13 protein-coding genes are annotated in these 14,462 nt (G+C 71.4%); 7 read left to right on the top strand and 6 right to left on the bottom strand.

From position 1 onward, the window contains the following. Positions 1 to 221: 221 nt before the first annotated feature. From Scani_RS32535 to Scani_RS32515, 4 genes are all read left to right on the top strand, one after another. A complete protein-coding gene (locus tag Scani_RS32535; protein ID WP_159481326.1) occupies positions 222 to 458 on the top strand; it encodes a hypothetical protein in 237 nt (78 codons plus the stop codon). 360 nt (positions 459 to 818) lie between these two features. Next, the gene (locus Scani_RS32525; protein ID WP_159481325.1) at positions 819 to 1,295 is read left to right on the top strand and encodes a GNAT family N-acetyltransferase; all 477 of its coding nucleotides are present in this window, start codon (positions 819 to 821) and stop codon (positions 1,293 to 1,295) included. A gap of 388 nt (positions 1,296 to 1,683) precedes the next feature. Further along, a complete protein-coding gene (locus Scani_RS32520; RefSeq protein WP_159481324.1) occupies positions 1,684 to 2,253 on the top strand; it encodes a MepB family protein in 570 nt (189 codons plus the stop codon). A 61-nt stretch (positions 2,254 to 2,314) separates the two neighbouring features. Continuing rightward, positions 2,315 to 2,641: a hypothetical protein gene (locus Scani_RS32515; protein WP_159481323.1), complete on the top strand. Its 327-nt coding sequence runs from the start codon at positions 2,315 to 2,317 to the stop codon at positions 2,639 to 2,641. Between the two features lie 43 nt (positions 2,642 to 2,684). Here the strand turns inward: Scani_RS32515 and mscL are convergent, their stop codons facing one another. From mscL to Scani_RS32490, 5 genes are all read right to left on the bottom strand, one after another. Continuing rightward, positions 2,685 to 3,188: a large conductance mechanosensitive channel protein MscL gene (mscL, locus tag Scani_RS32510; RefSeq protein WP_159481322.1), complete on the bottom strand. Its 504-nt coding sequence runs from the start codon at positions 3,186 to 3,188 to the stop codon at positions 2,685 to 2,687. Positions 3,189 to 3,894: 706 nt separating this feature from the next. Next, positions 3,895 to 4,728 (bottom strand): S-methyl-5'-thioadenosine phosphorylase, encoded by an 834-nt coding sequence (locus tag Scani_RS32505; protein WP_159481321.1) that lies wholly within the window; start codon positions 4,726 to 4,728, stop codon positions 3,895 to 3,897. A gap of 116 nt (positions 4,729 to 4,844) precedes the next feature. After that, a complete protein-coding gene (locus Scani_RS32500) occupies positions 4,845 to 5,192 on the bottom strand; it encodes an FmdB family zinc ribbon protein (protein ID WP_159481320.1) in 348 nt (115 codons plus the stop codon). Positions 5,193 to 5,304: 112 nt separating this feature from the next. Then, on the bottom strand, positions 5,305 to 6,606 hold the full coding sequence (locus Scani_RS32495; protein ID WP_159481319.1) for an MFS transporter: 1,302 nt from the start codon (positions 6,604 to 6,606) through the stop codon (positions 5,305 to 5,307). 328 nt (positions 6,607 to 6,934) lie between these two features. Then, positions 6,935 to 8,455 carry a potassium/proton antiporter gene (locus tag Scani_RS32490; RefSeq protein ID WP_159482504.1) on the bottom strand — a complete coding sequence of 507 codons (1,521 nt, stop codon included), beginning with the start codon at positions 8,453 to 8,455 and terminating at the stop codon, positions 6,935 to 6,937. Positions 8,456 to 8,637: 182 nt separating this feature from the next. Between Scani_RS32490 and Scani_RS32485 the strand changes: the two genes are divergently transcribed. Further along, positions 8,638 to 11,352: a penicillin acylase family protein gene (locus Scani_RS32485; RefSeq protein WP_159481318.1), complete on the top strand. Its 2,715-nt coding sequence runs from the start codon at positions 8,638 to 8,640 to the stop codon at positions 11,350 to 11,352. 136 nt (positions 11,353 to 11,488) lie between these two features. Here the strand turns inward: Scani_RS32485 and Scani_RS32480 are convergent, their stop codons facing one another. Beyond that, positions 11,489 to 12,121: a 5-formyltetrahydrofolate cyclo-ligase gene (locus Scani_RS32480; RefSeq protein ID WP_281392312.1), complete on the bottom strand. Its 633-nt coding sequence runs from the start codon at positions 12,119 to 12,121 to the stop codon at positions 11,489 to 11,491. An 87-nt stretch (positions 12,122 to 12,208) separates the two neighbouring features. Here Scani_RS32480 and galU point away from each other — a divergent pair, with 87 nt between their 5' ends. Then, positions 12,209 to 13,111: a UTP--glucose-1-phosphate uridylyltransferase GalU gene (gene galU / locus Scani_RS32475; RefSeq protein ID WP_159481316.1), complete on the top strand. Its 903-nt coding sequence runs from the start codon at positions 12,209 to 12,211 to the stop codon at positions 13,109 to 13,111. Between the two features lie 4 nt (positions 13,112 to 13,115). Further along, positions 13,116 to 14,456: a molybdotransferase-like divisome protein Glp gene (gene glp, locus Scani_RS32470; protein WP_159481315.1), complete on the top strand. Its 1,341-nt coding sequence runs from the start codon at positions 13,116 to 13,118 to the stop codon at positions 14,454 to 14,456. The last annotated feature ends 6 nt before the right edge of the window (positions 14,457 to 14,462 follow it).

The following is a 14,462-nucleotide window of genomic DNA, read 5'->3' as shown; positions in this document are numbered from 1 at the left end:
GTCAAGGGGCACCAGTGGCGCCCTCCCGGCCGAGGCCATCGGCGCCCCCAGCGGCCATCGCGCTCCCAGCGGTCCTCGCAACCCTTGTGGTCCCTGCGGCTCCAGCGATCCTCGTGCTCCCTGCGGCCCTCGCGACCCCTGGGATCCCAGTGGCCCCCACAGTCCCAGCGATCCCTGTGACCCCTGAGCTCTCAGCGATCCCTGTTGCTCCGGTGATGCCGATGAGATCGGCCGTCGTCCTGCTCCTGATGGTTGCCGCCGTCCTCCTGGGCATCCGCACGCTGCGGTACTCCGACGTCGCACCGCTCCCCGACGCAGCGACCACCACCTTCCTCGCCCTCGGCGTCGCCCATCGCCCTACCGCCCGGGTCAACGAACCGGCCGCCCGTCGACTCCTCCGACCGGGCCGTCGCACCCTCCCCCGACCGGAAAGGCCGCTGTCCCATGGCCCGCCATGAGTACGCACACCCCCGCCATCCCCTCCCCGGCACCACCCGGAACCGCCCCCTGAGGCGCAGCCACGGCACCCAGGGCCCGCCGACCCGCCCCCAGGACTGGCACCGCCCGCGCCCCATACCCACCCACGACAAGGGCCACTGACACGCCAAGCGCCTGTGCGCCCCCGTGACTCGGACCGCTGCCCGGAGGGTCTCCCCTCCCCTCCCCTCCCCTCCCCACCCTCCCGCCGCCTCCACCTCCGCCGCCTCCGCCTCCACCTCCGCCTCCGTCGCCTCCACCCCCTCCTTCCCCGCCGTGGGTGCGCGGCAGGTGAGGCTTATCCCGTCGACCTCCTCCTGGGTGACGGGTACGTTGCCGGCATGACGTCATCGCTGCGCCTGGAGAAGGTCACTCCGGACAACGTGGAAGCCGCGTGCCGGCTGAAGGTTCGGCCTGACCAGGAGGGGCTGGTGGCGCCGGTTGCGCGGTCGCTGGCGGAGGCGTATGCGCAACCCGAGGTCGCCTGGCCTCGGTTGATCTTCGACGGTGAGCAACTCGTGGGCTTCGTCATGGGTTTCTTTCTGGTGCGCTTCGACCCCGACAACCTGGAGGACAGACTGCGCTCCGGCATCTGGCGGCTGAACATAGCCGCGGGCCACCAGGGGCACGGGTACGGCCGGTTCGCCGTGGAGGCCGTGTGTGAGGAGTTTCGGAGGCGTGGGCAGACACGCGCCACCGTGAGCTGGGTTCCGGGCGAGCACGGGCCCGAGCGGTTTTATCTCCGGCTCGGTTTCCGCCCGACCGGAGAGACGAGCGGCCCTCAGATCGTCGGTGAACTGGACCTCCCCCTGGACTGAGCGCGCCGGACCCCACTCCGGATCCCACGCCGGATCCTCGCCGGACGCCTGAACCGGGCCAGGCCTGTGCGCTGACCGGACCGGACCACCCCGTCTACTGCCCTCCGGCATACCGGGCCTTCTGTTTGCTTACTGCGCCCCCACCTCCTCGACCTTCCGCCTCCTGGACCTTCCGCCTCCTAGGCCTCCCACCTCCTGGACCTCTTGCCTCCCGGCCCGCTCGCCTCCTGGACCTCTCGCCCCCGGGCCGCTCGCCCCCCCGGGCCACTCGCCCCCGGTCCTCTCGCCTCCGCCCCGCCGTCGCAGACCGGGCAGCAGCAGCCGGCCCGACGCCGCGCACCCGTACCCCACCGCCCGGCGCCCCGCTCGGTGATGACACGATGGCGCAATGGCGACAAATCTCTCGGACTCGTCGGAGTGCCGTCCCGTGGATGTCCAGCCTTGGGCGGATGGGGACTCACTGCATGAGGACCTCCTCGTGGCGAAGGCGAGGGTGTACGACCCGTGTGCGTTCACCTGCTCCAGGCCGGTGCCCGAAGCCGAGAGTGCCGAGTACGCGGCGCATGAGTTCACGCTCGATGGCTGCTCCGTCAGGTTCCGGGTGGCCAAGACGACCCCGACGAAGGTCGGTCAGTTCGTCACGGTGTGGAAGCGGAGCTCCGACGGGCCGATTGCGCCGTTCGACTCCGAGGATCCGATTGATCTCTTCGTCATCAGCTGCCGCGACGAGCGGAACCTCGGGCACTTCGTCTTTCCGCGGGAGGTGCTCTGCGAACGGGACATCGTTTCCAGGAACGGCACCGGCGGGAAGCGGGCGTTCCGCGTCTACCCGCCGTGGGTGGAGACGACCAACCGCCAGGCCCGCAGCACCCAGGCGTGGCAGGTGAAGTACTTCCTGCCGATCCCCGAGGACGCCCCCCTCGACGCCGCCCGCGCCCAGGCGCTGTACCGCTCCTGAACGACGGGCTCCGGACGGACTGCGCCGAACGCCGCCCCCGGCCCGCCCGTACCCTGGACGGGTGAGCACCACCCCCGAACCCCAGTCGGCCCCCACGGCCCAGGACGTCTCCGGGTCCGCATCCCGGGACGTGTCCGAGTCCGCGCCCCAGGCCGGGCCCGACGCCGCGCCCCAGGACGGCCCCCGCGGCGCCCCCGCGCAGGCGCCCGCCCCTTCGTCCCCCGCGCGCCCGGCCCGCAAGCCCGCGGCGAGGCTGATCTTCGACGACCCCCTGAACCAGCAGTCCTCGGACGACACCGACCGTGGCTGGGGCGAGCGTGCGGACGGCAGGGACAGCGCCGCCGACCTCGCTCGCTTCCTCGACGAAAAGCCGCCCCACCACCTCTGAGCGAGGCGAGGGGGCGGCGTGTGCCGGCCGCTGTGGGCGCCCGCTACTGCTGAGTCTTCTGTGTGCCGATGATCCCCGCGGTGGACGAGGGCACGGACGGCGATCCGGTGCGCTGGGCGATCAGCGCATCGCGGATCTCGATGAGGAGCTCGACCTCGGTCGGGTCCACGGGGGTGTTGTCGACCGGCTTCCTGGCCGCCTGGCGCTCCTTCCACTTGTTGATCGGAAGGATCATGAGGAAGTAGACGACCGCGGCGGTGATCAGGAAGGTCAGGGCGGCGCTGACCACCGAGCCCCAGAGGACGTAGATGCCGCTGGTGAATTCGCCTGTCTTCTTGTTCGTCCCGCACGTGGTGAGGCAGGCCTTGTAGTTGTCGAGGTTCTGTGAGCCCAGGGCGCCGATGATCGGGTTGATCACGCCCTTGACCACGGCGTTCACGATGTTCGTGAAGGCAGCACCGACGACCACCGCGACCGCGAGTTCGATGACGTTGCCGCGCATCAGGAATTCCTTGAATCCCTGAATAACGCCCTTGCTCTCGCTCACCTGACAGCCTCTTTCCACGCTCACTGGGGACGGTGCACCAACAATCCGCACCGCAACTTACGGCAGGGCGGGGCGGAGCTGTCCAGTCGTGCACCACGAACCGGCGATCGGCCGAGGCCGCGGTGCGTGTCCGGCGGAGGGTTTCGGCCCTGCGGATGCCGTGGACGGATACCGCGGTGGTGGTGCGGTGGGCGCGCCCCCATTGGCGCGCGGCGGATGCCCCGCCATGCGCAGCAGTCTCGCGGGAGCGGGAGGCGGATGCCACTTGATCTTGGAGCATGGTCACCGCCCTCCCACGGCCGCCGACGACGGGCAGCCGGGAGGGGGAGCGCCTCGTACGGCACCGTACGAGGCTCCGCCGGCCAGTGCTGCGGCGGTCATCGCCAGGCCGGCGGCCAGCAGCCGCTGCCGCGCGCTCCGCCCCCATCGGCGCCGCCCGCCGCCCGCCCGTACGGGAGCGAAGTGCGGCACTTCACACGGCGGGGGCGCGGGGAGCGGCGCGGAGAGGAGGTCGGGGTCGGGGAAATGAGGGGGCGCGGAAGAGCTACGGGGCATGGTCGGCACCGCCTGTGATGAGGGGTTTGAGGAACCGGGCTCACCACCGTGCCGGAATCCGCGCCGGCCCGCCGCGGGCTGTGGACGACCCCGCGCCTGTGGACAACCCGGCCACCCGGAAGGGGGGAGGCCGGGCGGTCAGGTGGGGGCGCTACGGCAGGTCGATACCCAGGTCCCAGCCGGTGTGGACCTCGGTGCACAGGCAGCTGCGGTCGGCGTTGGCCGGAAGGGCGGCGACCGCGTCGAACAGGACCTCGCGCAGCCGGCCCACGTTCTCGGCGAACACCCGGAAGACTTCCTCGTGGGAGACGCCGTCGCCGGTGTCGGTGCCCGCGTCCAGGTCGGTGACCAGTGCCAAGGACGCGTAGCACAGGCTCAGTTCGCGGGCCAGGACGGCCTCGGGGTGGCCCGTCATGCCGACCACCGACCAGCCCTGTGCGGCGTGCCAGCGCGATTCGGCGCGGGTCGAGAAGCGGGGCCCCTCGACCACGACCAGGGTGCCGCCGTCGACCGGCTCCCAGTCCCGGCCGCGGGCCGCCTTGAGGGCGGTCTGCCGCCCGGTGGGGCAGTACGGGTCGGCGAAGGTCAGGTGGACGACGTTGGGGATGGTCCCGTCGGGGAGCGGCTCGCCGTCGAAGTAGGTCTGGGGGCGGGCCTTGGTGCGGTCGACGAGCTGGTCGGGGACCAGCAGCGTGCCGGGGCCGTACTCGGGGCGCAGGCCGCCGACCGCGCACGGCGCGAGGACCTGGCGTACGCCCAGCGAGCGCAGCGCCCACAGGTTGGCGCGGTAGTTGATGCGGTGCGGCGGGAGGTGGTGGCCGCGGCCGTGCCGCGGCAGGAACGCGACCCGGCGGCCGGCGATCTCTCCCAGGAACAGCGAGTCGCTGGGGCTCCCGTAGGGGGTCTCGACCGTGATCTCGGTCACGTCGTCGAGGAAGGAGTAGAACCCCGAACCGCCGATTACACCAATCTCCGCTTCAGCCATGCCGGTCACACTATCGGGGCATCGCGGCCCGGCGGGGGCGGGCGGCGAAGGCGAAAGGAACCCGTAAGACAGCGGGCCCCGCCGTCGGTGACGGCGGGGCCCGAAGAGCTGTGGGGTCAGGCTGCGGAGCTGGTGCCCGAGGTGCTGCCGGACGACGACGCCGCGGCCGGTGCCGAGGACTTGCTGTCCGAGCTGCCGGACGAGGAGCTCGACGAGGAGCCCGAGGAGTCCGACGAGGACGTGCTCGACGCGGAGGAGTTCTTCGCGGGGCTGCTGCTGGACGACGAGCCGCGGCTGTCGTTGCGGTAGAAGCCGGAGCCCTTGAAGACGATGCCGACCGCGGAGAACACCTTCTTGAGGCGTCCGTTGCAGGCGGGGCACTCCGTGAGCGCGTCGTCGGTGAACTTCTGCACCGCCTCGAGGCCCTCGCCGCACTCGGTGCACTGGTACTGGTAGGTCGGCACTTGTCTTCCTCCTGGCACTCTCACTCGATGAGTGCTAACGACGCTCCATATTGCAGTATTCCCGCGCGTCAGTCCACCGTGATCGCCGTACGGTGACCGACTCCACGTCCGTTCAGGCGCGCGCGAGCTCCCGTTCCCGGTCGTCGGAGACCGCCGGGGCCTGGGCGATGGCACCGTGCGCGGGGCTGCCGGCGGCCCCGGACGACGGGCGCGGCAGCAGATGGGCGCGGAGCGCCAGCAGCACCGTCAGGGCCAGCGCCGTACCGACCAGCGGCACCAGGAATCCGGTGCTCGGCCCGAAGCCGTCCGCGAGCTGGCCCGCGGAGGTGGCGGCGGCCGCCTGGCCCAGCGCGACCGCGCCGGTCAGCCAGGTGAAGGCCTCGGTGCGGGCGGCGGCCGGCACCAGCGACTCGACCAGCGTGTAGCCGGTGATCAGGGCCGGGGCGATGCACAGGCCGACGACCAGGCCGACCGCGCCGAGCAGCGGTACCGCGGTCACCGCCCAGAGCGGGGTGGTGGCCAGCGCCAGCAGCCCGTAGGCGACCAGCAGCCGGCGCCGCGGGCCGACCTTCCAGGAGATGGCCCCGCAGGCGATGCCGGCGAGCATGTTGCCGCCCGCGAAGATCCCGTAGAGCACGCCGTTGATGCCGGGCTGCCCGATGTGCTGGGTGAACGCGGTCAGCGAGACCTGCATCCCGCCGAAGACGGCGCCGATGCCGAGGAACGCCACGATCAGGACGCGGACGCCGGGCACCGACAGCGCCGAGACGCGCGCCCGGTCGCCGCCCTGCGGCCGGTGCACCGGGGGCTGGCTGCGCCGCTGGGAGGCGAACAGCAGCCCGCCGGCCAGCGTCAGCGCGGCCTCGGCGACCAGACCGGCCGCCGGGTGGATGCCGGTGCACAGCGCGGTGGCCAGCACCGGGCCGACGACGAAGGTGAACTCGTCGGTCACCGACTCGAAGGCGGCGGCCGTCGGCATCAGCGGGCTGCCGCCGAGCCGGGCGGCCCAGCGGGCCCGCACCATCGGGCCGACCTGCGGCGTCGAGGCGCCCGTGGGGACGGCCACCGCGAACAGCGCCCACAGGGGGGCGTGGGCGAGGGCAAGAGCGGTCAGTGCGGCGACGCCGGCGACATGCACCAGTACGCCGGGGATCAGCACCGCGCGCTGCCCGAAACGGTCGGCGAGCTTGCCGCTCTGCGGGGCGAACAGGGCCATCGAGACACCGGTCGCGGCGGAGACCGCGCCCGCGATGCCGTACGAGCCGGTGGTGGATTCGACGAGCAGCACGATGCCGATCGTCAGCATGGCGAAGGGCTGCCGGGCCAGAAAGCCGGGCAGCAGGAATGTCCATGCACCAGGGGTGCGGAGCAGTGGTCCGTATCCGGAACGGGAGTCCTTGACCGCGGATGCCACGGCCGGGCCTTTCTGCCGCCTGGTAGCGCGCCACCCGAGAGGTCGTCACAGGTGCGCGCCGAGAGCTGTCCTCTCGCGCAGGACCGAGTGATACCGCGTGGTCCGCACCGGAAGGGTGGCTGCGTGTGGCAGGGGACCGCGGCCGCCGAGCGGTCGCGCCAGCTCTGCATCAGGCAGAGTTGGTTCGTCGATGTTGCCTTTTCATCCTACAGGCCCCAGCCCGTGAAGCCCTGGGATTGGCCAGGGCCTCACGGAAATTTCCTTGGGATCCGTGGAGATGTGCAGCACATTTCCGGGGCTGCGGCGTCGGTGCCGGACCTCGGCGGCCTCAGTGGTGCCGGTGTCCGCGCCGCCCCACGGGCCCGCCCGTGCCCAGCCAGCCGGCCAGTTTGCCGCCCTGCGAGACCGCCTGCAGCCGCCGCTCGGCCGCGTCGCGCACCGGATCGGTGGCGACCACCAGCAGCTCGTCGCCGCGCCGCAGCACCGTCGACGGCGACGGTACGAAGCTGGAGCCGTCCCGGACGATGAGGGTGACCGCGGCGCCCGCCGGCATCCGCAGCTCGCCGACCTCGACGCCGTGCATACGGGACGCCGGACCGATGGACGTGGACAGCAGATGGCCGCGCAGCCGCTCCAGCGGCGCCGACTCGATGCCCAGGTCCGCGGCCTCCTCGCCGTCGCCCAGCCGCAGCCGCCTGGCGAGCCAGGGCAGCGTCGGCCCCTGGACGAGGGTGTAGACCACGACCAGGACGAAGACGATGTTGAAGACCCGTTCGCTGCCGGGGACGTCGCCGACCATCGGGATGGTGGCCAGCACGATCGGCACCGCGCCGCGCAGTCCGGCCCACGACAGCAGGCTCTTCTCCCGCCAGGGCACCCGGAACGGCAGCAGCGCCACGAAGACGGACATCGGCCGGGCCACGAGCGTGAGGATCATGCCGATCAGCAGCGCGGGCAGGATGTCGTCCAGCAGGTTGTGCGGGGTGACCAGCAGGCCGAGCAGCACGAACATGCCGATCTGGCCGATCCAGCCGAGGCCTTCGGCGAAGCCGCGGGTGGCCGGCGAGTGCGGCAGCTTGGCGTTGCCGAGGATCATCGCGGCCAGATAGACGGCGAGGAAGCCGGAGCCGTGCGCCAGCGCACCGGCCGCGTAGGCGGAGACCGCGATGGCCATGACGGCGATCGGGTACAGGCCGGACGCCGGCAGCGCCACATGCCGCAGGCCGTACGCGCCGAGCCAGCCGAAGGCCAGTCCGATGGCGGCGCCGATCGCCAGCTCCAGGGCGATCTCACCGAGCAGGACGTACCAGTGTTCGACCGGCCCCGCGGTGGAGAAGGCGACGACGAGGATGACCACGGGGGCGTCGTTGAAGCCGGATTCGGCTTCGAGCACACCCGTCAGGCGGGCCGGCAGCGGCACGCTGCGCAGCACGGAGAAGACGGCCGCGGCGTCCGTGGAGGAGACCACGGCGCCGATCAGCAGCGCCTGACGCCAGTCGAGCCCGGCGAAATAGTGCGCTCCGGCCGCGGTGACCCCCACGCTCACCGCGACGCCGACCGTCGAGAGCGACACCGCCCGGGGCAGCGCCGGCTTGATCTCTTTCCACTTCGTGCCCAGACCGCCCTCGGCGAGGATCACGACCAGGGCGGTGTAGCCGAGGAGTTGGGTCAGCTCGGCGTTGTCGAAGACGACGCCGCCCAGGCCGTCCTGGCCTATGGCAATGCCTATCCCCAGGTAGATGAGCAGGCTGGGGAGCCCGCTGCGCGAGGAGAGCCGTACTGCGGCAACCGCGATGAGCAGTACGAGCGAGCAGATCAGCAGGAGTTCGTTGAGGTGGTCGACAGTCAGGAGCTGGTCCTTCCTCGCACGGGTTCCGGAGGGGTCTTTCCTTACCGTATCTAGTTACTGAGACTAACAATTTACCATTGCTTGAAGGTTGGAGGTGCTCGCGGTGACTCCGCGTAGGGGTAGCCGAACCCGTGCGCCTATGGTTGCTCCAGCACTCCCACCCTGCCCCTCGAAGGACAGAGATGCCCGCCAACAAGTCCGGCCCAGTCCCCAGGAAAAAGAAGGGGCGGCGCGGCCGCCTCGTCGCGATCACGGTCGTGCTGCTGCTCGTGGCGGGCATCGGCTTCGGCGCGTTCTGGGGGGTCAGTACCGTCCGCGCCTCGCTCCCGCAGACCACCGGCTCGCTCAAACTCCCGGGCCTGACCAACCCGGTGGACGTCGTCCGCGATGCCAACGGCATTCCGCAGATCTACGCCGACACCGACGAAGACCTCTTCCGCGCCCAGGGGTACGTCCAGGCCCAGGACCGTTTCTGGGAGATGGACGTACGACGCCACATGACCTCCGGGCGGCTCTCGGAGATGTTCGGCAAGAGCCAGGTCAAGACCGACTCGTTCCTGCGCACCCTCGGCTGGCACGACGTGGCGCAGAAGGAGTACGACACCAAGCTCTCGCCCAGCACCAAGAAGTACCTGCAGTCCTACTCCGCGGGCGTCAACGCCTACCTCAAGGACCACGAGGGTTCGGCGGTCTCCCTGGAGTACGCGGCGCTGGACTTCCAGAACGACTACAAGCCCGAGAAGTGGACGCCGGTCGACTCGGTGGCCTGGCTCAAGGCGATGGCCTGGGACCTGCGCGGCAACATGCAGGAGGAGATCGACCGCTCCCTGATGACCAGCCGCTTCACCCCGGAGCAGATCGCCCAGCTCTACCCCGCATACCCGTACAAGCGGAACAAGCCGATCGTCCAGGACGGCGCGGTCGACCCCGCCACCAAGAAGTTCTCGCCCAAGGGTTCGGCGAACTCCACCCCCGCCGGCGCCGCCGCGGGCCTGCAGTCGGGCCTGTCCGCGCTGTCCGAGACCGTCGAGAAGGTCCCGGCGCTGCTCGGCCCCAACGGCAACGGCATCGGCTCCAACTCCTGGGTCGTCTCCGGTGCGCACACCACCACCGGCAAGCCGCTGCTCGCCAACGACCCGCACCTGGCGCCGCAGATGCCCTCGCTCTGGTACCAGATGGGCCTGCACTGCCGTAGTACCGGTCCCAAGTGCAACTACGACGTCTCCGGCTTCACCTTCTCCGGTATGCCCGGCGTCGTCATCGGCCACAACCAGGACGTCTCCTGGGGCATGACCAACCTGGGCGCCGACGTCACCGACCTCTACCTGGAGAAGGTCAACTCCGACGGCTACCTCTACGACAACAAGCAGCAGCCCTTCATAACCCGCAAGGAGACCATCAAGGTCGCCGACGGGGAGAGCCACCAGATCACCGTCCGCTCCACCAACAACGGGCCGATCGTCTCCGACCGCGACGGCGAGATCGCCAATGTCGGCAAGGACGCCCCCGTCGGCAACGCCGCACCCGACCGCGGCGACGGCTACGCCGTATCGCTGCGCTGGAGCGCGCTGAACCCCGGCAAGTCCATGGACGCGGTCTTCGAGCTCAACCGTGCCAAGGACTGGAACGGCTTCCGCAAGGCCGCCGAGCACTTCGAGGTCCCCTCGCAGAACCTGATCTACGCCGACACCAAGGGCAACATCGGCTACCAGGCCCCCGGCCGGATCCCGGTCCGCGGCAAGGGGGACGGCACCTTCGACGGCACCTTCCCGGCGCCCGGCTGGGACCCGAGGTACCGGTGGACCGGCTACATCCCGCAGAAGGCCCTGCCGTACGAGTACAACCCCCAGCGCGGCTACATCGTCACCGCCAACCAGGCCGTCACCGACGAGAAGTACCCCTACCTCCTCACCAAGGACTGGGGCTACGGCTCCCGCAGCCAGCGGATCAACGACCTGATCGAGTCGAAGATCAAGGACGGCGGCAAGGTCTCCACCGACGACATGCAGGCCTTCCAGAAGGACAACAGCAGCGAGATCGCCCGGCTGCTGACGCCGTACCTGACGAAGGTCGACATCAAGGACAAGTACGTCCGCGACGCCCAGCAGCTGCTGGACGGCTGGGACTTCACCCAGGAGCCCGACTCCGCCGCGGCGGCCTACTTCAACGCCGTCTGGCGCAACACCCTCAAGCTCGCCTTCGGCAACAAGATGCCCAAGGAGCTGCGCCCCGACGGCCAGTGCCTGACCGTCCGCCCGGCGGACGAGACCGGCCCCGCCGACGAGAACGACAAGTACATCCGCGAATGCGGCGAGCGGGACGGTGACACCGCCCAGCCCGACGGCGGCGACCGCTGGTACGAGGTCGTCCGGGGCATCCTCGACGACCCGAACAACGCCTGGTGGAAGACCGAGGACCGGCCCGGCCGCCCCGGTGACAAGAACCGCGACCAGCTCCTGGCGCACGCCATGAAGGACGCGCGCTACGAACTGACCTCCAAGCTGGGCAAGAACATCGACAACTGGAGCTGGGGACGGCTGCACCAGATGTTCCTGAAGAACCAGACCCTGGGCACCGACGGTCCCGGCTTCCTGCAGGGCCTGTTCAACCGCGGCCCCTGGAACGTCGGCGGCGGCGAGGCCGCGGTCGACGCCACCGGCTGGAACGCCGCCGGCGGCTACAAGGTCACCTGGGTCCCGTCGATGCGGATGGTGGTCAACCTCGGCGACCTCGACAAGTCCCGCTGGATCAACCTCACCGGCGCCTCCGGGCACGCCTACGACGCCCACTACTACGACCAGACCGACAAGTGGGCCAAGGGCGACCTGCTCCCCTGGGCGTACAGCGAGGACGCCGTCAAGAAGGCGGGCAAGGACACGCTGACCCTGTCGCCGTAGGGGCGGGCGGCGCTCCCGCCGCCCTCTGGTGATCGCCACGCCGTCGGGCGGGCCGGATGATTCCGGTCCGCCCGACGGCGTTCGTGCCGCGGCTTCGCGGCGGGGCGTCTCCGGTCCCCTTCGGCCGCCGCCCGCTTCAGCCCTCCGTACGGGCTCCCGGCGCCGTGAACCGGTGCACCGCCGACGGGGTCACCGCGGCATGCACCCGCCGGTCGTGCGGCTCGGCCGGCACCTCGGCCAGCACCTCCGCGTCGTAGAGCAGCACCACCAGCGAGGCCCGCGCACCGGCCCGCTCCAGCCGGGCCAGCACCCGGTCGTAGGAGCCGCCGCCGCGTCCCAGCCGCAGCCCGCCGCGGTCCACCGCGAGCCCCGGCAGCAGCACCACGTCCGCCGCCGTGACGGCCTCGGGGCCCAGCCGCGGCCCGTCCGGTTCCAGCAGCCCCCGGCCCGCCGGGACGAGCCGCTCGGCGCCCTCGTAGAGCGCCCAGTCCAGGTCGTTGTCCGCCAGCAGGACGGGCAGCAGCACCCGCACCCCCGCGGCCCGCAGCCGGTCCAGCAGGGCACGGGTGGAGGGCTCGCCGCCGATCGACACATAGGCGGCGACGGTCGGCGCGCTGCCGGCGCGCGGCGGGACGGGCCCGGCCAACTCGTCCAGCTCCAGCGTCCGTCGCGCCAGCGCCTCGCCCGTCGCGGCGACGACATCCGCCGGCAATGCTCTCCTCACCTCCAGGAGACCCCGTCGCAACCTCTGTTTCCTACCGTGATCGATGCTCACTGTGTGCCCTTGCTCCCGCTCTCATGCCCTATTCACCAGACCCTCATCATCGTTCCGATAGGGCCGGTTATGGTGTCGCGCATGACCCCATCGCACACACGGATCAGCAAGGCTGTCATCCCCGCGGCCGGCCTCGGCACCAGGTTTCTCCCCGCCACGAAGGCCACACCCAAGGAGATGCTCCCGGTCGTCGACAAGCCCGCCATCCAGTACGTGGTGGAGGAGGCGGCCGCCGCCGGACTCTCCGACGTGCTGATGGTGACCGGACGCAACAAGCGTCCGCTCGAGGACCACTTCGACCGCAATTACGAGCTCGAAGAGGCCCTGCACCGCAAGGGCGACGAGTCCCGGCTCGCCAAGGTGCAGGAGTCCAGCGACCTGGCGACCATGCACTACGTGCGGCAGGGCGACCCCAGGGGTCTGGGCCACGCGGTGCTGTGTGCCGCACCGCACGTCGGCGACCAGCCCTTCGCGGTCCTCCTCGGCGACGACCTGATCGACCCCCGTGACCCGCTGCTGCAGCGCATGGTCGAGATACAGGAGCAGCACGGCGGCTCCGTCATCGCCCTCATGGAGGTCGACCCGGCGCAGATCCACCTCTACGGCTGCGCGGCCGCCGCGCCCACCGGCGACGACGACGTGGTGGTCGTCTCCGACCTGGTCGAGAAGCCCGACCCGGCCGAGGCCCCCAGCAACCTCGCCATCATCGGCCGCTACGTCCTCGACCCGGCCGTCTTCGAGGTGCTGCGCAAGACCGCCCCGGGCCGCGGCGGCGAGATCCAGCTCACCGACGCCCTCCAGGCGCTGGCCGCCGATCCCGCCCTCGGCGGCCCGGTGCACGGCGTGGTCTTCAAGGGCCGCCGTTATGACACCGGCGACCGGGGCGACTATCTGCGTGCCATTGTCAGACTGGCATGCGAACGTGAGGACCTGGGCCCGGACTTCCGTGCCTGGCTGCGCAGTTACGTCACCGAGGAGATGTAGGACGTTGAACCACGCCACCGGCCAGACCCGCCACCAGGACCGCGTCTGGTCGGTGGCCGAGCACCTCGACGACGTCCTGGCGAAGATCGCCCCGCTGGACCCGATCGAGCTGCAGATCCTCGAGGCACAGGGCTGCGTCCTGGTCGAGGACATCACGGTCCCCGTCTCCCTGCCGCCCTTCGACAACAGCTCCATGGACGGCTACGCGGTCCGCGCCGCCGACGTGGCGGGCGCCACCGAGGAGTCCCCGGTCGCCCTCACCGTCATCGGCGATGTCGCGGCCGGCAGCGGCGAGCTCCCGGAGGTCGGCCCCGGCCAGGCCGCCCGCATCATGACCGGCGCCCCGCTGCCGCCCGGCGCCGAGGCCGTCGTCCCCGTCGAATGGACCGACGGCGGGACGGGCGGGGGACCGGCCGCCGCGATGCGCGCCCACAGCGCCGCCCCCGAGGACGCCGCCGGCGAGGTCCGCGTCCACCGCCCGGCCGCCGCCGGTGCCCATATCCGCGCCCGCGGCAGCGATGTCGCCGAAGGCGAGCCGGCGCTGCGGGCGGGCACGGTGCTCGGCCCCTCCCAGATCGGCCTGCTCGCCGCCATCGGCCGCGGCACGGTCACGGTCCGCCCCCGCCCCCGCGTCGTGGTGATGTCGACCGGCAGCGAACTGGTCCAGCCCGGCGAGGCGTTGGGCCCCGGCCAGATCCACGACTCCAACAGCTTCCAGCTCACCGCCGCCGCCCGCGCCGCCGGCGCCATTCCCTACCGCGTCGGCGCCGTCGCCGACGATGCCGAAACCCTCCGCTCCACCCTGGAGGACCAGCTCATCCGGGCCGACCTGGTCGTCACCAGCGGCGGCGTCAGCGTCGGCGCGTACGACGTGGTCAAGGAGACCCTGACCGCCCTGTCCGCGACGGAGGCCGACGGCTCGCCCCTCGCCGGGGGCACCGTCGAGTTCCGCACCCTCGCCATGCAGCCCGGCAAGCCCCAGGGCTTCGGCCTCATCGGCCCCGACCGCACCCCGCTCCTCGCGCTGCCCGGCAACCCCGTCAGCTCGTACGTCTCCTTCGAGCTGTTCGTCCGCCCCGCCATCCGGGCCCTGAGGGGGCTGCCCGAGGTCCACCGCCCCACCACCGCCGCCCGGTGCACCGAATCCATCGCCTCCTCCCCCCGCGGCAAGCGCCAGTTCCTGCGCGGCTCCTACGACGCCGAGGCCGGCACGGTCGCCCCCGTCGGCGGCGCCGGCTCCCACCTGATCAAGGCCATGGCGCACGCCAACGCGCTGATCGTCGTCCCCGAGGAGACCACCGAGGTCGCCGCGGGCGCGGACGTGGACATCGTCCTGCTCGGATAGCCCGCT

It is taken from the genome of Streptomyces caniferus (assembly GCF_009811555.1).
Taxonomy (GTDB): Bacteria; Actinomycetota; Actinomycetes; order Streptomycetales; family Streptomycetaceae; genus Streptomyces; species Streptomyces caniferus.
This window is presented reverse-complemented; position numbering and strand designations above follow the sequence as displayed.

Coding starts and splice junctions, on each gene's coding strand:
- Scani_RS32535 (WP_159481326.1), top strand. CDS start 222: ATGAGATCGGCCGTCGTCCTGCTCCTGATGGTTGCCGCCGTCCTCCTG.
- Scani_RS32525 (WP_159481325.1), top strand. CDS start 819: ATGACGTCATCGCTGCGCCTGGAGAAGGTCACTCCGGACAACGTGGAA.
- Scani_RS32520 (WP_159481324.1), top strand. CDS start 1,684: ATGGCGACAAATCTCTCGGACTCGTCGGAGTGCCGTCCCGTGGATGTC.
- Scani_RS32505 (WP_159481321.1), bottom strand. CDS start 4,728: ATGGCTGAAGCGGAGATTGGTGTAATCGGCGGTTCGGGGTTCTACTCC.
- Scani_RS32485 (WP_159481318.1), top strand. CDS start 8,638: ATGCCCGCCAACAAGTCCGGCCCAGTCCCCAGGAAAAAGAAGGGGCGG.
- galU (WP_159481316.1), top strand. CDS start 12,209: ATGACCCCATCGCACACACGGATCAGCAAGGCTGTCATCCCCGCGGCC.